This is a genomic window from Streptomyces sp. TLI_171 (assembly GCF_003610255.1).
Taxonomy (GTDB): domain Bacteria; phylum Actinomycetota; class Actinomycetes; order Streptomycetales; family Streptomycetaceae; genus Kitasatospora.
Genome location: NZ_RAPS01000001.1, coordinates 2,735,106 through 2,751,883 on the forward strand (window position 1 = coordinate 2,735,106; position 16,778 = coordinate 2,751,883).

The window sequence follows — 16,778 nt, forward strand, 5'->3', positions numbered from 1 at the left end:
CTTCGACGTGTCCGGGGTCCGTTCCACTCAGCCCTCCCGTACTTCGTTGACGCACAGCACGTTGCCGTCCGGGTCCTTGAACCAGGCGGCACGCATGCCGTCGTTCTCGGCGACCCCGTCCAGGGTCTTCAGTCCGGGCAGGTCGTACTCCTCGAACACCACGCCGCGAGCCCGCAGTTCGGTCATCTCGGCGTCCAGGTCGGCGACCTTCCAGCTGGCCAGGGTGTGGCCGGCCTGTCCGCCGTAGGGCGTCTCGTACATGCCGAACTCGGTGCTGCCGCTGCGGAAGGTGACCTCTTCCTCGCTCTCCCGGGCGAGGGTCAGGCCGAGCGTGTCGCGGTAGTACTGCTTCGCCCGACCGAGGTCGGTCACCGGAATCACCGCGAGCAGCGGGGCGTCTGCCAGCATCGCCATCACCTCTTCCTCTCCACCCCAGGCTAGGCACCGCGTTCCGCCCGCCGCGAGCCCCCGCGTCCACCGCGTCCACCGCGTCCACCGCGGACACCGCGGACACCGCGGACACCGTGAACGCAGCCGGGGCCGGCCACCTCGCGGTGACCGGCCCCGGCCGGGGCGGCGCCGGCTCAGCCGAAGTAGCCGTGGAAGTTCTTCGAGAACTCGTTGCCGTTGTAGTTGTCCCAGTTGATCGACCAGGTCATCAGCCCGCGCAGGTTCGGCTGCTTGCCGGCCCGCGGGGTGTAGGAGCCGCAGTTGGTGCCCTTGGTGAGGCAGTCGAGGGCCTGGTTGACGGCGGCCGGGGCGACGTAGCCGTTGCCTGCGTAGCTGTTGGCGGGCATGCCGATCGCGACCTGCGAGGGCTTGAGCGCCGGGAACATGTTGGCGGTGTTGCCCGCGACCGGGAAGCCGCTGAGCAGCATGTCGGTCATCGCGATGTGGAAGTCCGCGCCGCCCATGCTGTGGTACTGGTTGTCGAGGCCCATGATCGAGCCCGAGTTGTAGTCCTGGACGTGGAGCAGCGTCAGGTCGTCGCGCAGGCCGTAGATGACCGGCAGGAACGCGCCGGCCCGCGGGTCCTGGCCGCCCCAGGGGCCGGAGCCGTAGTACTGGTAGCCGAGCTGGACGAAGAAGGTCTCCGGCGCCATGGTCAGCTGGAACTTCGCGCCGTACTTCGCCTTGAGGGTCTTGACCGCGGAGATCAGGTTGGTGATGACCGGGGTGGTCGGGTTCTTGAAGTCGGTGTCGCCGGTGTTCAGCGACAGCGAGTGGCCCTCGAAGTCGATGTCGAGGCCGTCCAGGCCCCACTTGTCGATGATGCCGGAGACCGAGTTGACGAAGTTGTCGCGCGCGGCGGTGGTGGTGAGCTGCACCTCGCCGTTCTGGCCGCCGATCGACAGCAGGACCTTCTTGCCCTTGGCCTGCTTGGCGGCGATGGCCGCCTTGAAGTCGGCGTCGGACTCCACGCCGGGGCACTCGCTGACCGGGCACCGGTTGAAGTGGATGGTGCCGGAGGTGATGGAGTCCGGCTCGCCGAAGGCCAGGTCGATGATGTCCCAGCTGTCGGGGACGTCGGACATCTTCAGGTACCCGGCGCCGTTGGCGAAGCTGGCGTGCAGGTAGCCGACCAGCGCGTGGCCGGTGGCGGGCGGCGGGGTGGTCGGCGAGCTGGAGGTGGACGGGCTCGCGGACGGGGAGGCCGAGGTGGAGGGGGAGGCGCTGGCGGAGGGGCTGGCCGAGCCGGACGGGCTGGCCGAGGCGGAGCTGCTCGGGGACGGGGAGGCGGTGGGGGCGCCGGGGCCGTCGAGCGAGACGTCGTCCGCGTAGTAGGTGCCCTGGCCGTACCAGCCGTGGGTGAACACCGTGGCGGAGGTCTGGGTGGCGGCGGTGGTGAAGCTGACCGACAGCTTCTGGTAGGCGCCGCCGGTGCCGGGCGTCCAGGTCGAGGCGCCGCCGTTGACGCCGAGGTAGACGTAGGCGCCGTTGACGTAGGCGCTCAGGGTGTACGTGGTGTTGGGGGCGACCGCGACGGTCTGGGTGCACTGGGCGCTGTCGGACGCGGACGCGGCGCCGGCCAGCGCGTAGCTGCCGGTGCGGGCGTGGCCGGTGACCACGGAGCCGGTGCCGCCGGTGCAGGTCCAGGGGTTCAGGGTGCCGGACTCGAAGCCGCCGTTGACCAGGAACTCGCCGGCCGAGGCCGACCCGGCCAGGCCGAAGCTGATCGCGACGGCTCCCGCCGCTGCCACCGCCCAGGCCGTTCCGGCGGCGAGCAGCCGCTTCCTTGGGGGAGTACGCATGTGGGGATGCTCCTGCCTCTGTGTGGGGGGTGCCCTCCTCCGCGGCCGGACTGTGGGGGTCCGGGCCGGGGCATGCCGCCGCACCGGCACGACCCAGGGAGTTGGACTAGACCACTGAAGCGGCTCCGGCCACCCGCTGTCAATGCACCGGCAAGCCCCGTTCACTGACCCCCCGTCAGCCGTGTCCGCCGCACCGGGGCCCGCCCGCGTTGCGACCGCCACGAGTGGGCCGAACCATGGAATGGTGCCCGGATACCTGCGATACCCCCATGTACGCGGCGCCCTGATCGCCTTCACCGCGGAGGACGACGTCTGGGTCGCCCCGCTCGAACCCGACGGCGGGGTGGGCCGGGCCTGGCGGGTCAGCGCCGACCGCACCAGGGTGAGCCACCCGCGGCTCTCCCCGGACGGGTCGCAGCTCGCCTGGACCAGCTGGTTCGCGCTGACGCCGGAGGTGTTCACCGCGCCGGTGGACGGCGGCCCGGCCGTCCGGCTCACCTACTGGGGCAGCCAGGACACCCGGGTCCGCGGCTGGCTGCCGAACGGCGAGGTGCTGGCCGTCACCTCGTACCACGAGCCGTTCGCGCACTACGCCTGGGCGTGGGAGGTGCCGCCGGACGGCTCGCCGGCCCGCCGGATGCCGTGGGGGCCGGTCGCCGACGCCCAGGTCGGCGAGGGGCACACGGTGCTGCTCACCGACGCGGCCCCGCACGAGCCGGCGTTCTGGAAGCGCTACCGCGGCGGGGCGACCGGCCGACTGTGGGTGGACCACGACCGGCTGCTGCCCGACCTGCCCGGCCACCTGGCCTCACCGATGCCGGTGGCCTCCGCGGGCGGCACCCGGATCGCCTTCCTCTCCGACCACGAGGGCGTCGGCAACCTGTACTCGGCCCGCCCGGACGGCACCGACCTGCGCCGGCACACCGACCACGCCGCGTACTACGCCCGGGAGGCCGCCACCGACGGCACCCGGATCGTCTACCAGCACGCCGGCGACCTGTGGCTGCTCGACTCGCTGGACGCCGCCGCCCCGCGCCGCCTGGACGTCCCGCTCGGCGGCGCCCGGACCGGCCGCCGCCCGTACCAGGTGAGCGCGGCCAACAACGTGAAGGACCTGGCCTGCGACGCCACCGGCCGGGCCGGGGTGCTGAACGTCCGCGGCTCGCTGTACTGGCTGACCCACCGGGACGGCCCGGCCCGGGTGCTCGCCGACACCCCGGGCGTGCGCTGCCGGCTGCCGCTGGTGCTCGGCTACGGCGCCCAGGCCGTCTGGGTGACCGACGCGGAGGGCGAGGACGCGATCGAGATCGGGCCGCTGCCGGGCAAGGACGGCCTGACGCCGGACCAGGCACCGCACCGGCGGATCGCCGCCGGCCGGATCGGCCGGGTCCAGGAGCTGTCCTCCTCCCCCGACGGCAAGCTGCTCGCGGTGGCCTGCTCGGACGGCCGGCTGCTGCTGGTCGACACCGCCGAGGGCGGGGTCACCGAGGTGACGGCCTCCCGCTACGGCCCGGTCTCCAGCCCGTGCTTCTCCCCCGACTCGCAGTGGCTGACCTGGTCGCAGCCGGTCGCGGGCCGCTCGCTGCGCTCGATCCAGCTGGCCCGGGTGGACCGGCCGGAGCGCAGCATCGACGTCACCGGCGGCCGCTTCGAGGACGAGCACCCGGTGTTCACCCGGGACGGCCGCTTCCTGGTGTTCCTGTCCTGGCGCGGCTTCGACCCGGTGCACGACGTGCACACCGGCGACCTGTCCTTCCCGCTCGGCTGCCGCCCGTACCTGGTGCCGCTGGCCGCCGACACCCCGTCGCCGTTCGCCTCGCCCGCCGAGGGCCGCCCGCCGGTCGGCCTGGACCCGGAGGAGGCCACCGGCGACGGCACCGTGCACGTGGACGAGGACGGCCTGAGCAAGCGGCTGGTGCCGTTCCCGGTGATCGCCTCCAAGTACTCGGCGACGGCCGCGGTGCGCGGCGGGGTGGTCTGGCTGCGCTGGCCGATCTCCGGGGCGCTCGGCCAGACCTTCGCCAACCCGGAGGACACCTCCGGCCGCCCCGCCCTGGAGCACTTCGACCTGGCCCGCGGCCGCCGCACCACCCTGGTGGAGCAGCTGGACGGCTTCGCGGTGTCCGCCGACGGCTCGGCGATCTCGGTGTTCTCGGGCGGCGCGCTCAAGCTGTACCCGCTGGCCGCGCCCACCGCCCCGCTGACCGTCGACCTGCGCCGGATCACCCACACCGTGCACCCCGCCGCCGAGTGGCGGCAGTCCTACGCGGAGGCCGCCCGGATCGTCGCCGACCAGTTCTGGGACCCCGGCATGTGCGGCCTCGACTGGCCCGAACTCACCGCCCAGTACGCCCCGCTGCTGGAGCGGATCGCCTCCCCCGACGACTTCGCCGACCTGCTGCGCGAACTGCTCGGCGAGCTCGGCACCTCGCACGCCTACGTCACCCCGGCCCGGCGCGGCGAGGGCCCGGCGATCGCCCAGCAGCCGCTCGGCCTGCTCGGCGCCAACGCGCACCGCGCCCCGGACGGCCGCTGGCTGGTCGACCGGATCCTGCCCGGCGAGTCCTCCGACCCGAAGGCCCGCGCCCCGCTGGCCGGCTACGGCCTGCGCGACGGCGACGAGCTGCTCGCGGTGGACGGCCGCCCGCCCGACCCGGTGCGCGGGCCGACCCCGCTGCTGGCCGGCACCGGCGGCACCACGGTGGAGCTGACGGTCCGCCACGAGGGCCGGACCCGCCGGATCGCGGTCACCCCGCTGACCGACGAGCGTCCCATCCGCTACCAGGACTGGGTCGCCAAGCGCCGCCACCTGGTGCGGGAGTTCAGCAACGGCGTCTGCGGCTACCTGCACATCCCCGACCTCGGCGGCTCCGGCTGGGCCCAGTTCAACCGCGACCTGCGCTCCGAACTCGCCCACCCCGCACTGGTGCTGGACGTTCGCGGCAACGCCGGCGGCAACGTCTCCGAGCTGGTCCTGGAGAAGCTCCACCGCCGGGTGCTGGCCTGGGACTTCACCCGCGGCCGGCAGCCGGTCCGGTGGCCCAGGGACGCCCCCCGCGGCCCCGTGGTGGCACTCGCCGACCACGCCACCAGCTCCGACGGCGACGTGATCATCACCGCCATCAAGGAGCTCGCGCTGGGCCCGGTGGTGGGCTCCCGCACCTGGGGCGGCGTGGTCGGCATGACCGGCCGCCACGCCCTCGGCGACGGCACCCAGATCTCCGTCCCGAAGAACGCCTCCTGGTTCACCGGCGGCATCGGCTTCTCGGTGGAGAACCACGGGGTCGCCCCCGACATCGAGGTGATCCGCACCCCCCACGACTGGGCCCGCGGCGACCACACCGACCTGTCCGCCGCCGTCGACCTGGCCCTGACCCTGCTCGCCGCCGATCCCGCCGCCTCTCCCCCGCCGCCCAGCACGCCCCGCCCCGATCTGCGCCGGCCGCCGCTGCCGCCGCGCTCGACCTGACGGCGGATCAGGGGCGGTCCGGACCGCGGTAGGGCAGGGTCTGGCGGTAGACCACGCTGGTGGTGGTGCTGCCGAGGGCCGCGAGTTCGTCGACCAGGGTCTCCAGGTGCGCCATCGAGGTCGCGGCGAGTTTCAGGGTGTAGCAGTCGTCGCCGGTGGTGCGCAGGCACTCCAGGATCTCCCGCCGTTCGGCGAGCAGCCGGTGCAGCGGCTGGTGCCGGCTCCCGGGGTACTTCAGCCGGACCACGGCGAGCACCGGGTAGCCCAGCCGGCCGAGGTCCACGGCCGCGTGGTAGCCGGTGATCACCCCCCTGGCCTCCAGGGCGCGCACCCGCTCCGCGGTGGCCGAGGAGCCCAGGTTCACCCGCCGTCCCAGCTCGCTGAGCGACAGCCGGGCGTCCGCCTGCAGCTGTCCGATGATCGCCCAGTCGGTGTCGTCGAGGTTCCCGGTCATCCGGCGATGCTACCGGCGGATTCCCGGCTGCAGGCACCGATCACCGGGAGTTCGGCATTCACCGGTCCGGTGTCGCCGGGATAGCCTCGCCGTATGCAACTGGGCGTCAACGTACCGAACTTCGGGCCCGGAACCGATCCCGGCGTGCTGCGCGCCTGGGCCCGGACCGTCGAGGACCTCGGGTTCGACCTGCTGATGGTCTCCGACCACGTGGCGGTCACCCCGGACGTGGCCGAGCGTTACCCGGAGCCCTTCCACGAGCCGTTCACCACGCTGTCCTGGCTGGCCGGCCTGACCACCCGGGTGCGGCTGGGCACCACGGTGCTGGTGCTGCCCTACCGGAACCCGCTGCTGACCGCCCGGATGGCCGGCAACCTCGACCGGCTGAGCGGCGGACGGCTGGTGCTCGGCGTGGGCACCGGCTGGGCCCGGCAGGAGTTCGAGGCGCTCGGCGTGCCGTTCGCCGACCGCGGCCGGCTGGCCGACGCCTGCCTGCGGGCGCTGCGCGCGGACCGGCCGGCCGGGGCCGCCGGCGTCCCGGTCTGGGTCGGCGGCCACAGTCCGGCCGCGCTGCGCCGGGCCGCCCGGTTCGGCGACGCCTGGCACCCGCTGCGCCTGACCGTCCCCGCGATGCGCGCCGTGCTGGCCGCGCACCCGCTGCCCGGGTTCGCCCCGCGGATCGCGTTCCGGCTGACGGACCGTCCGGCCTCCGGACCCGACCGGCCCGCCGGAACCGGCACCCTGGAGCAGGTCCTGGACGACCTGCGGCAGTTGCGCGAGCTGGGCGCGCAGGCCGTGGTCCTCGACCCGTACCACGGCGACCCCGAGCAGACCCGCCGCCCCGAGCCGGCCTGGCGCGACCTGGCCGCCGTGGCCGCCCACCGGAAGGACACCGCGTGATCACCCCCGCCGACGAAGCCCTGCTGCGCCGCGCCATCGCCCTGGCCGCCCGCGCGGTCGAGCTGGGCGACGCCCCGTACGGTTCGCTGCTGGCTGCCCCGGACGGCTCGGTCCTCGCCGAGGCGCACAACACGGTGCGGCGCGACGCCGACATCACGGCCCACCCCGAACTCAAGCTGGCCCGCTGGGCGGCCCGCGAGCTCGACCCGGCCGCGGCGGCCCGCACCACGCTGTTCACCAGCTGCCAGCCCTGCTCGATGTGCGCCGGCGCCCTGCAGCGCTCCGGCCTGGGCCGGGTGGTCTTCGCCCTGTCGACCGACCAGCTGGTGGCCCTCAACCCCGACTCGGGCGCCTGGCCCACGCCGCTCCAGGACGGGCCCGCGCTGTTCGACGCGGCCCGCGCCCCGATCGAGTCGTACTACCGCCCGGCCCCCTGACGCGCGAACGCCGGCGCCCGTGCCGGGCGCCGGCGTTTCTCCGCCTGCGGGTCAGCCCCAGGGGTCGCCCTCGGCGGTCATGTTCTCGGCGGCCTGGCGGTCGTCGCGCTCCTGGCGGATGCGGCGCTCCGCGTCGTCGCGGGCGCGTTCCACCTGGTCGCCGAAGGCGTCGGCGGCTTCGTCGTGGGCGAGGGCGGCCCGCTCGGGCGGTTCGGCGCCCGGCTCGGCCGCCTTGTGGCGGAACCTGTCGAAGATGCCCATGTCTCCTCCTCGGTGGGCGTCCCCCCGTTTTCGCGTCACGTGTCGTTCTGGCGGTACTTGTCACGGTACGCCGAGCGGACGGGCCCCGGCGGGGCCCGTCCCGGTCATCGGCGGACGGGTCAGGAGGACTCCCCCTCCTGCTGCGCGTCGTCCGCGGACTCCTGGCCGCCGGGCATCACGCCCCCGGCCTGCTCGCGGGCCTTCTGCTCGGCGTCCTCGGTCTTCGAACCCTGGCCGCCGATCGCCGACTTGGCCTGCTCGGCGAGCTCGTTCGCCTTGTCCTTGAACTGGTCGCTCAGCCCCATGTCTCCTCCTCGGGATGTCGCGGACAACGGGCTCCGTCCACCGTCCCACCGGCCCGGTCGGGTCGCACCCGCACGATCCGCTCACCCGTCCGGCGCAAGCCCGGTCGCCGCCGGGGCCCGGCCCGAACTGCCGTGCGGCGCAGCAGAGAAGGCCATTGATCCCGGGCGGGTCGCGCCCAACGGCCGTAGTCGGCGAACGGGCCGCCGACCGAGGCTGGAGGGGTCCAGCCGGTCCCGGCAGCGCCGCCGGGGCGCCGCACAGCCGCACTCCAAGAGGTGAGCGCGCCATGTCCTGCGAACAGTCCGCCGAGATCCCCGCCGAGCAGGCCGGGAACGCCGAGAACCGCGAGGCCGCCGAGGCGGCGGCCGCCGTCGACGTGCTGGTGCGCAACGGGCAGAAGGCCCTGCGCGAGTACTCCGGTTTCACCCAGGAGAAGGTGGACCGGATCGTGAAGAAGGCGTCGCTGGCGGCGCTGGCCGCGCACACCCGGCTGGCGGCGCTGGCGGTCGAGGAGACCGGCCGCGGCGTGTTCGAGGACAAGGCGGTGAAGAACGTCTTCGCCTGCGAGCACGTCACGCACTCGATGGCGGGGATGCGGACGGTCGGGGTGATCGGCCGGGACGAGATCGACGGGATCACCGAGATCGCCGAGCCGGTGGGCGTGGTCGCGGGCGTCACCCCGGTGACCAACCCGACCTCGACGACGATCTTCAAGGCGCTGATCGCGCTGAAGACCCGCAACCCGATCGTCTTCGGCTTCCACCCGGCCGCGCAGCGCTGCTCGGCGGAGGCGGCCCGGATCGTGCGGGACGCGGCGGTCGCGGCGGGCGCCCCGGCGCACTGCGTGCAGTGGATCGACCGGCCGTCGATGGCGGCGACGGGCGCGCTGATGCGGCACGAGGGGGTGGCGACGGTCCTGGCCACCGGCGGCAACTCGATGGTCAGGGCCGCGTACTCGTGCGGGAAGCCGGCGCTGGGCGTGGGCGCGGGCAACGTGCCGGCGTACGTGGAGAAGAGCGCGGACCTGCGGCGCGCGGTGAACGACATCGTGCTGTCGAAGTCCTTCGACCACGGCATGGTCTGCGCCTCCGAACAGGCGGTGATCCTGGACGCGGAGGTGTACGGGCCGGCGCTGGCGGAGTTCCGGAAGCTGAAGGCGCACCTGGCGACGCCGGAGCAGAAGGCCCTGCTGGAGCGCCACGTCTTCGGCGTCGGCGAGGACCGGGACTGCGCGGGCGCGAAGCTGAACGCGGCGGTGGTCGGGCGGTCGGCGCCGGCGATCGCCGGCGCGGCGGGCTTCGAGGTGCCCGCCGACACCTCGATCATCCTGGTCGAGGTCGGCGAGGTCGGCGAGGTCGAGCCGCTGACCAGGGAGAAGCTCTGCCCGGTGCTGGCGGTGCTGCGGGCGGACACCCGGGCGCAGGGCCTGAAGCTGGCCACGCAGATGGTGGAGTTCCACGGCCTGGGGCACTCCGCGGCGGTGCACACCGAGGACGCGGCGTTCGCCGAGGAGTTCGGCGCGGCGGTCAAGGCCTGCCGGATCATCTGGAACGCACCGAGCTCGCAGGGCGGCATCGGCGACGTCTACAACTCCTTCCTGCCCTCGCTGACGCTGGGCTGCGGCTCCTACGGCCACAACTCGGTGTCGGGCAACGTGTCCGCGCTGAACCTGATCAACGTCAAGCGGATCGGGCGGCGCAACACCAACATGCAGTGGTTCAAGGTCCCGCCGAAGATCTTCTTCGAGCGCAACTCGATCAAGTACCTGACCGAGATGCGCGGCGCCCGCAAGGTGGTCGTGGTCACCGACCGGACCATGGTGGAGATCGGCCACCTGGACCGGGTCCGGAGCGTGCTGGCCCGCCGCAGCGAGCCGGTCGAGGTGCGGGTGGTGGACTTCGTGGAGCCCGAACCGAGCATCGCCACGGTGGAGCGGGGCGCGGAGCTGATGCGCGGCTTCCGGCCGGACACCATCGTGGCGCTGGGCGGCGGTTCGCCGATGGACGCCGCGAAGGTGATGTGGCTGATGTACGAGCACCCGGAGGTCGAGTTCGCGGACCTGAAGGAGAAGTTCTTCGACATCCGCAAGCGCGCCTTCACCTTTCCGGACCTGGGCGAGAAGGCCAAGCTGGTGTGCATCCCCACCACCTCGGGCACCGGCAGCGAGGTCACTCCGTTCGCGGTGATCACCGACCCGGAGAGCGGCCAGAAGTACCCGCTGGCGGACTACGCGCTGACCCCGACGGTGGCGATCGTCGACCCGGCGCTGACCACCGACCTGCCGAGGGCGGTGACCGCCGACTCCGGCTTCGACGCGCTGACCCACTGCATCGAGACGTACGTGTCGGTGTACGCCAACGACTTCACCGACGGTCTGGCGCTGCAGGGCATCCGGCTGGTCTTCGAGAACCTGGAGGCGGCGGTCGTCGAGGGGGCGGACAACCCGGTGGCGCGGGAGAAGATGCACAACGCCGGCACCATCGCCGGGATGGCGTTCGGCTCGGCCTTCCTGGGCGCGGTGCACGCGATGGCGCACCCGCTGGGCGCGACCTTCCACGTGGCGCACGGGCGGACCAACGCGCTGCTGCTGCCGCACGTGATCCGGTACAACGGGGCGGCGCCGGCCAAGGTGACCAGCTGGCCGAAGTACCGCAGCTACGTGGCCCCGGAGCGCTACCAGCAGATCGCCCGGCTGCTGGGCCTGCCCGCGGAGAGCCCCGAGCAGGGCGTGGAGTCGCTGGCGGCCGCGGTGGAGGAGTTGCGCGAGAAGGTCGGCATCCCGCGCTCCTTCAAGGAGGCCGGGGTGGACGAGGCGGCGTTCCTGGCGGCGCTGCCGCAGCAGGCGATGCTCGCGTACGAGGACCAGTGCGCGCCCGCGAACCCGCGGCTGCCGATGCTGCGGGACATGCAGCAGTTGATGACCCAGGCGTACTACGGCGACCGGGCCGTCTGAGACGGGATCAGGAGCAGAGTCGATGAGCACGCAGCACGCGGAGCGGACGCACGGCAGCGCCTGGTAGGGCTTCAAGGGCAGCCTGTGGCGGGACGCGATCGACGTCCGGGACTTCATCCCCGGCCGGATCATCGGCGACCACAGCCGGGTCGCGCTGTACGGCGTGGACCGGCTGATCGAGGCAGGTGCGGGCCGCGCGCGGAGTGTTCGCCGCGCACGGCCGGCACGCCGTCTGACCGGGCGTCAGCCCGAGATCGAGGCCGCGCCAGTCTCCAGGTGGCCGGTGAAGCGCTGCGACCAGCTGGTGTCGCCACTGACCGTGACGGTGAAGTCGTACCAGCCGTTGGTGTAGGCCGCCGCGTTGAAGTAGTCGCTGGTGTTCGCGCCCGCCGCGACGGTGTACGCCCACGGGCCGTCGGAGCGGTAGTTGTTGGAGGTGATGGTGAAGGTCACCGCCGAGGCGCCGGTGTTGGCCAGCTTGAACCAGACCGCGAGCTTGCCGGTGTCCGGGGCGGCCGCGTAGGTCACGGTGACGGCCGCGGTCTTGCCGGACTTGGTGGCGTCGCCGGTGAACCGGCGCAGGAAGCGGTTCGGGCCGACCACCGTCAGGTCGTACTTGCCCGCGCCGTAGTTGGTGCCGCAGTTGAAGAAGTCGCTGGTCGCGCCGGCCGGGTCGACGGTGTACTGCCACGGGCCGCCGCTGCGGTAGGCGTTGGCGTAGGCCGCGAAGTGGCTGGCGGCGGTGCCGGCGTTGGACATCGCGATCCACACCTTCATCACGCCGCCGGAGCCGAACTCCAGGTGGTCCAGGTTGGCCACCGGCTGGTACGGCAGTGCGCGGGCCGGGCGGGTGCCGGCCTCCTGTACCGGGAGCTGGTTGTCGACCGGCGCCGGGTTGGGCAGCGGGCCGCAGGCGGCCAGGCCGATGGTCCCCGAGGTGTCGGGCAGCGCGGGCATCCCGTACACCGGGTTGGCGAAGTCGAACATGCCGGTCAGGTCGCCGGTCACCTTGCGCCGCCAGGCCGAGATGTTCGGGGTGGTCGCGGGCTTGCCGATGGCCGCCGTCCACTTCTCCAGGAAGCGCAGCACCGAGGTGTGGTCGGAGGTCTCCGAGGAGACCCAGCCGCCGCGGCTCCAGGGCGAGACGGCCAGCATCGGGACGCGGAAGCCGAGGCCGATGTTGACGCCGTTGTAGAACTCGCCGGCCGTTCCGGACGGGGCGACCGGCGGCGGGACGTGGTCGAAGAAGCCGTCGTTCTCGTCGTAGTTCAGGAACAGGATCGAGGAGTTGAAGACGTTCGGGTCGGCGTTCAGCGCGTCCATCACGTTGTGCACGAAGTGCGCGCCGTCGGCCGGGGTGGCGTACGGGTGCTCGGAGGACGCCTGGTCCGGCACGATCCAGGACACCTGGGGCAGGGTGCCGGCCAGCACGTCCGCCTTGATCGCGGCGACGATGTCGTCCGGGGTCCTCCCGGTCACCTTCGGGACCGAGCCCATGCCCTTGACCGCGAGGGCGCTGCCGGCCGGGGCGGAGGAGAACTGGGTGAAGTACGCGAGCGCGTTGTCGCCGTAGTTGTCGGCGGCGTTCTGGTAGACCTTCCAGCTGACGCCGGCGTTCTCCAGCGCCTCCGCGTAGGTCTGCCACCTGAGGCCGGACTCGTCGCCGCCGTCGTACGCCGGGCCGCCCGCCGCGCCCGCCGGGTCGATCTGGCCGGACCAGTGGTAGGTGCGGTTCGGGCCGGTCGCCGAGATCACCGAGCAGTGGTAGGCGTCGTTGACCGTCCAGTTGTCGGCCAGCGCGTAGTGGAACGGGATGTCGGCCCGGGTCAGGTGGCCGAGGGTGCGGACGTTGCCCTTGGCGGACACCCAGGAGTCCATCCTGCCGCTGTTCCAGGCCTTGTGCTGGTCGCTCCAGCCGTGCGCCAGGTCGCCGTTGCACTGCGCCAGGCGCTCGGGGTCGGCGCCGCCGGCCGGCTTGGTGGCGGAGAACTGCCACGGGTACTGGCGGCCCAGCGCGTTCGGCTGGTTGAACACGCTGTAGCCGCCGGAGAGCTGGATGGTGGCGCGGTCCGCGAAGCCGCGCACGCCCTTCAGCATCCCGAAGTAGTGGTCGAAGCTGCGGTTCTCCTGCATCAGGATCACGATGTGCTTGGCGTCGGTGAGGGTGCCGGTGGTGCTCAGCCCGGCCGCCGCGGCCGGCGTGGTGCCCGCCGTCACCGCGGTGCCCGCGACCGCCGCCCCGGCTGCCGCGCTCGCCGACAACGCCATGAACTTCCTACGACTCAGCTCTGCCATGGTGACCCGCCCGTCCGATCGGCTGCTGGTGATGTTGTTCAGACACCTTTGATGTCGAACGCCGAGCATCCTCACGCACTCCGGGCCGAATGACCATGCCCTGACAGGAATATTTGCCGGACAGTTCACCGACCGGCGGATCAGCGGACGCGGGGTGAACGGACGGGGCGTCAGTCCTTCACGGTGATCCCCAGGGCCAGGGCGAACTGCGGCGCGAGGTCAAGCAGTTGGTTCATCGAGATGATCGCGCCGCGCAGGCCGAGGTGCCCGTCGGGCAGGCCGAGGGAGGCGGCCTGCCGGAGGTCGGTGTTCTTCAGGGCGGCGCCGCGCAGCCGGACCTCGTCGAGCGTGCAGCCGGGGAAGGAGACGTCGGTGAGCTTGGCATCGGCGAGGTCGACGTCGCGCAGCAGGCAGTCCTCGAACACCACGTCGCGCAGCACCGCGCCGCGCAGGTTGACCGACTCCAGCTTGCACTGCCGGAACACGGTGCGGCGCACCGCGGAGCTGTAGGCGGAGACGCCGGCCAGCACGCAGGAGTCGACCTCGCTGTCCTGCCACTCGCTCTCCGCGAGGTCGACGCCGACCAGCCGCCCGCCGTGCATCCACACCTCGTTGAACCCGGCCCGGCGGAGCTTGGCCTCCTCGGCGCGGACGGCGGTGAACGCGCACTCCAGGAAGGACGCGCCGCCGAACTGGCCGGTCAGCGCCAGGTCGTCGAAGTGCACCGTGTCGTACCGGGTGTCGGCGCGCAGCGGGCCGGCGTGGCGCTGCAGCAGGTGGGCGTACGGGAGGTCTTCCAGGCGCACGGTCAGCTCCGATTCGCGGACAGGGTGATGCCGACGGCGACGGCCAGCGCCACCAGGAGGCCGGCCAGCAGGACGCCGCTCTCCCCGGCCAGGGTGACGGCCAGCACCGACAGCGCGGCCAGCGGCAGGATCAGCTGGGCCGCGCCGCGCTTGTGGTGGCGGGAGTGCAGCAGCCAGACGGTGAACAGGAACAGCGCGGTGGGGACGGTGACGGCGGCGGTCGCGGCCCGGGCCGAGACGTGCGAGACGCCGACCGCGTGCTCCACGGCCACCTCGATGCCCGCACCGACCGCCGCGGCCGAGGCGAAGATCACGAAGTGGCCGTAACCCCAGGGCAGCGCCTGCCGGTTGGAGCGCAGCACCTGGTGGACGTCCTCGGCGAAGTAGATCCACCAGGCGCCGAAGCAGATCAGCAGCCCGCCGGCGGCGATCGGCAGCAGTTCGCCCACCGCCCGGTGCTCGTCCAGCGCGGTCTGGATGGCGACGGTGGCGGCGGCGACCGTCTCGCCCAGCACGATGATGGTGAACAGGCCGTAGCGCTCGACGATGTGGTGCCGGTGCCACGGGGTCGGGTTGTCCTTCTCCGACCAGACCGGGACGGCGAGTTCGAGCAGCACGCCGACCCCGAACAGCGGCCCCTGCAGGTCGTGCGGCACGAACAGCAGCACCACCCAGAAGACCTGCACGACCGTGATGCCGACCGCGTAGCGCAGCGCGCAGGTCCGGGCGGGGCCGCTCTCGCCGCGGGCGGCGCGCAGCCACTGGGTGACCATGGCCAGCCGCATCAGCACGTAGCCCGCCACCCCGAGGGTCAGGTTCTGGTCCTCGAAGATCCGCGGGATGCCGGCCGCCAGCACCAGCACGCCGGTGATCTGCACCAGGGTGGTGAGCCGGTAGGGCACGTCGTCGACGTCGTAGGCGGAGGCGAACCAGGTGAAGTTCATCCAGGCCCACCAGACGGCGAAGAAGGCCATCGTGAAGCCGAGCAGCGCGTGGCCGATGTGGCCCTCGGCGAGGGCGTGGGCGAGCTCCCGGCCGGCCTGGGCGATCGCCACCACGAAGCACAGGTCGAAGAACAACTCCAGCGGGGTGGCGACCCGGTGGGACTCGCCCCGGTCGCGGGCCAGCATCCGGCGCACCGGGCGGTAGCGGTCGGGGGCGGTGTTCATCGGCCTGCCTTCGTTGCCGGGCCGCGGCGCAGCGGGCGGGCGCGGCCGGGGAGTTGGACACCCGGAATCCTGGCATCCGGGAGGCGGCTGCGCACGCACCGTGCGCGGCACGCCGATTGGGGTGGTTCCACCCGTTTTGACTAATCGTCAGGCAGAGTTGACGGTGCAGTGCGCGAACCGGGTGACAGCCGGACGGTTTCCCGGGCGTGTGCTGTGCACGTTGTCCCGTCCGCCCCTGTTTGCCCGATAGATTCCTCCCCGGATGGAAGGACGACACGGGCGCTTCGCGGGCAACGCGGAAGGTCAAGGACGACGGCGCGGACACGGGGGCGGGCTCGCCACTCCCCGTGCCCGTCGGCCTGAACTCCTCGTGATCACCGCGCTGTCCGACGGCGCCGCCTGCCGTCCGCCCGGCACCCCACCCCCGGCGCCGCGCCCGCTCCACGGCCGGCCGGGGTGGGACGAACGTCCCGCCGGGCCGGGCCCTTCCCACCCTGCTCCGCGCCCTCCGCCGGACGTAGCCTTCGAAGCGGAGACCCCGCTCGCGCCACCGGAGAGGAGCGCCGCCCGATGCCCCGCACCGACCGTTCCGCCCTCGTCGAACTGGCCGGCCCGGACGGCGAGTGGATCGCCGTCTGCGACGTCCGCGCCCTGGAGCCGGACTCCGGCACCGCCGTGCTGCTGCCCTGCGGCGAGCAGGCGGCGGTGTTCCGCACGGCGGCCGGCGAACTGCTGGCGGTCGGCAACCGGGACCCGTTCGCCAACGCCTGGGTGATCGCCGACGGCATCACCGGCAGCGTGGACGGCGCGCCCACGGTGTCCTCGCCGATCCACCAGCACCTGTTCGACCTGCGCACCGGCAGCTGCCTGGACGACCCGTCCCGGTCCCTGCCGGTGTGGGCGGTGCGGCTGCGCCCGGCCGCCTGACGCGCCGGGCTCACCGTGCGTGGCGGCGGCGTCACGATTTCGGCGGACGGACCGCGGCGTGTAGTGTTCTCCGGGTCAGCAGGCGCCGCTAGCTCAGTTGGTTAGAGCAGCTGACTCTTAATCAGCGGGTCCGGGGTTCGAGTCCCTGGCGGCGCACAGACAGCACGAAGGCCTCCCTCCGGGGAGGCCTTCGGCGTTTCCGGGAGGGGTGGCGGGGCCTCCCCGGAGCGGCCCGGAAACCCGGTTTCACCCCAGGTCGGGGAGCGTGTAATGTTCTCTCCGTCAGCAGGCGCCGCTAGCTCAGTTGGTTAGAGCAGCTGACTCTTAATCAGCGGGTCCGGGGTTCGAGTCCCTGGCGGCGCACAGACGGTTCGGAAGCCCCTCGCGGAAGCGGGGGGCTTTCGGCGTTTTCCGGCCATGTCCCCGTGCGGGCCCGCTCGTTGAGAAGAGCGGAGGATCCGAACCTAAGGGGGATTTAAAGATCGTCTTAGGAGAAATGGGACATAGGTCCCTAACATCTGACAAGTCGATCAGTCAGGCTGGCGAGGT

Annotated in this window: 13 protein-coding genes and 2 tRNA genes; 7 read left to right on the forward strand and 8 right to left on the reverse strand. The window is 72.8% G+C overall.

Translation table 11 applies throughout. The features are described 5' to 3' along the window. Positions 1 to 27 precede the first annotated feature (27 nt). Both BX266_RS12385 and BX266_RS12390 read right to left on the reverse strand, forming a co-directional pair. Positions 28 to 414: a VOC family protein gene (locus BX266_RS12385; RefSeq protein WP_218969248.1), complete on the reverse strand. Its 387-nt coding sequence runs from the start codon at positions 412 to 414 to the stop codon at positions 28 to 30. A 170-nt stretch (positions 415 to 584) separates the two neighbouring features. After that, on the reverse strand, positions 585 to 2,252 hold the full coding sequence (locus tag BX266_RS12390) for a chitinase (protein WP_099899342.1): 1,668 nt from the start codon (positions 2,250 to 2,252) through the stop codon (positions 585 to 587). A 241-nt stretch (positions 2,253 to 2,493) separates the two neighbouring features. Here BX266_RS12390 and BX266_RS12395 point away from each other — a divergent pair, with 241 nt between their 5' ends. Next, on the forward strand, positions 2,494 to 5,721 hold the full coding sequence (locus BX266_RS12395; protein ID WP_099899343.1) for a S41 family peptidase: 3,228 nt from the start codon (positions 2,494 to 2,496) through the stop codon (positions 5,719 to 5,721). A 7-nt stretch (positions 5,722 to 5,728) separates the two neighbouring features. Here BX266_RS12395 and BX266_RS12400 read toward each other — a convergent pair whose 3' ends face one another. Continuing rightward, a complete protein-coding gene (locus tag BX266_RS12400) occupies positions 5,729 to 6,175 on the reverse strand; it encodes an Lrp/AsnC family transcriptional regulator (RefSeq protein ID WP_099899345.1) in 447 nt (148 codons plus the stop codon). Positions 6,176 to 6,268: 93 nt separating this feature from the next. Between BX266_RS12400 and BX266_RS12405 the strand changes: the two genes are divergently transcribed. Continuing rightward, positions 6,269 to 7,075 (forward strand): LLM class flavin-dependent oxidoreductase, encoded by an 807-nt coding sequence (locus tag BX266_RS12405; RefSeq protein WP_099899347.1) that lies wholly within the window; start codon positions 6,269 to 6,271, stop codon positions 7,073 to 7,075. Beyond that, positions 7,072 to 7,512, forward strand: coding sequence for a nucleoside deaminase (locus BX266_RS12410; RefSeq protein ID WP_099899349.1), 441 nt, complete (start codon positions 7,072 to 7,074; stop codon positions 7,510 to 7,512). The genes BX266_RS12405 and BX266_RS12410 overlap by 4 nt, the downstream gene beginning before the upstream one ends. Positions 7,513 to 7,563: 51 nt before the next feature. Here the strand turns inward: BX266_RS12410 and BX266_RS12415 are convergent, their stop codons facing one another. Both BX266_RS12415 and BX266_RS12420 read right to left on the reverse strand, forming a co-directional pair. Then, complete coding sequence (locus BX266_RS12415; protein ID WP_099899351.1) at positions 7,564 to 7,773, reverse strand: hypothetical protein; 210 nt, start codon at positions 7,771 to 7,773, stop codon at positions 7,564 to 7,566. Between the two features lie 119 nt (positions 7,774 to 7,892). Next, the gene (locus tag BX266_RS12420) at positions 7,893 to 8,078 is read right to left on the reverse strand and encodes a hypothetical protein (protein ID WP_099899353.1); all 186 of its coding nucleotides are present in this window, start codon (positions 8,076 to 8,078) and stop codon (positions 7,893 to 7,895) included. A 287-nt stretch (positions 8,079 to 8,365) separates the two neighbouring features. On the opposite strand from BX266_RS12420, the gene adhE reads away from it, so the two are divergent. Then, positions 8,366 to 11,032, forward strand: a complete 2,667-nt coding sequence (adhE, locus tag BX266_RS12425; RefSeq protein WP_259464668.1) for a bifunctional acetaldehyde-CoA/alcohol dehydrogenase — start codon at positions 8,366 to 8,368, stop codon at positions 11,030 to 11,032. 243 nt (positions 11,033 to 11,275) lie between these two features. Here adhE and BX266_RS12430 read toward each other — a convergent pair whose 3' ends face one another. From BX266_RS12430 to BX266_RS12440, 3 genes are all read right to left on the reverse strand, one after another. Continuing rightward, entirely contained in the window at positions 11,276 to 13,327 is a 2,052-nt protein-coding gene (locus BX266_RS12430; protein ID WP_099899355.1) for a phosphocholine-specific phospholipase C, read from the reverse strand. 170 nt (positions 13,328 to 13,497) lie between these two features. Next, a complete protein-coding gene (locus BX266_RS12435; RefSeq protein WP_259464669.1) occupies positions 13,498 to 14,133 on the reverse strand; it encodes a pentapeptide repeat-containing protein in 636 nt (211 codons plus the stop codon). Positions 14,134 to 14,135: 2 nt separating this feature from the next. Further along, complete coding sequence (locus BX266_RS12440; protein WP_099899357.1) at positions 14,136 to 15,302, reverse strand: low temperature requirement protein A; 1,167 nt, start codon at positions 15,300 to 15,302, stop codon at positions 14,136 to 14,138. 570 nt (positions 15,303 to 15,872) lie between these two features. Between BX266_RS12440 and nirD the strand changes: the two genes are divergently transcribed. The 3 genes from nirD (at position 15,873) to BX266_RS12455 (ending at position 16,592) form a co-directional block, all read left to right on the forward strand. Continuing rightward, positions 15,873 to 16,229: a nitrite reductase small subunit NirD gene (nirD, locus tag BX266_RS12445; RefSeq protein ID WP_099899359.1), complete on the forward strand. Its 357-nt coding sequence runs from the start codon at positions 15,873 to 15,875 to the stop codon at positions 16,227 to 16,229. Between the two features lie 82 nt (positions 16,230 to 16,311). After that, positions 16,312 to 16,385: transfer RNA gene (locus BX266_RS12450), tRNA-Lys, on the forward strand. 133 nt (positions 16,386 to 16,518) lie between these two features. Next, a tRNA-Lys gene (locus BX266_RS12455) sits at positions 16,519 to 16,592 on the forward strand. Positions 16,593 to 16,778: the final 186 nt, after the last annotated feature.

Bases quoted from the DNA above. Each gene is read 5' to 3' on its own strand.
- BX266_RS12420 (WP_099899353.1), bottom strand. From the start codon at position 8,078: ATGGGGCTGAGCGACCAGTTCAAGGACAAGGCGAACGAGCTCGCCGAG.
- BX266_RS12430 (WP_099899355.1), bottom strand. From the start codon at position 13,327: ATGGCAGAGCTGAGTCGTAGGAAGTTCATGGCGTTGTCGGCGAGCGCG.
- adhE (WP_259464668.1), top strand. From the start codon at position 8,366: ATGTCCTGCGAACAGTCCGCCGAGATCCCCGCCGAGCAGGCCGGGAAC.
- BX266_RS12415 (WP_099899351.1), bottom strand. From the start codon at position 7,773: ATGGGCATCTTCGACAGGTTCCGCCACAAGGCGGCCGAGCCGGGCGCC.
- BX266_RS12390 (WP_099899342.1), bottom strand. From the start codon at position 2,252: ATGCGTACTCCCCCAAGGAAGCGGCTGCTCGCCGCCGGAACGGCCTGG.
- BX266_RS12385 (WP_218969248.1), bottom strand. From the start codon at position 414: ATGGCGATGCTGGCAGACGCCCCGCTGCTCGCGGTGATTCCGGTGACC.
- BX266_RS12405 (WP_099899347.1), top strand. From the start codon at position 6,269: ATGCAACTGGGCGTCAACGTACCGAACTTCGGGCCCGGAACCGATCCC.
- BX266_RS12440 (WP_099899357.1), bottom strand. From the start codon at position 15,302: ATGAACACCGCCCCCGACCGCTACCGCCCGGTGCGCCGGATGCTGGCC.
- BX266_RS12395 (WP_099899343.1), top strand. From the start codon at position 2,494: ATGGTGCCCGGATACCTGCGATACCCCCATGTACGCGGCGCCCTGATC.
- BX266_RS12400 (WP_099899345.1), bottom strand. From the start codon at position 6,175: ATGACCGGGAACCTCGACGACACCGACTGGGCGATCATCGGACAGCTG.
- nirD (WP_099899359.1), top strand. From the start codon at position 15,873: ATGCCCCGCACCGACCGTTCCGCCCTCGTCGAACTGGCCGGCCCGGAC.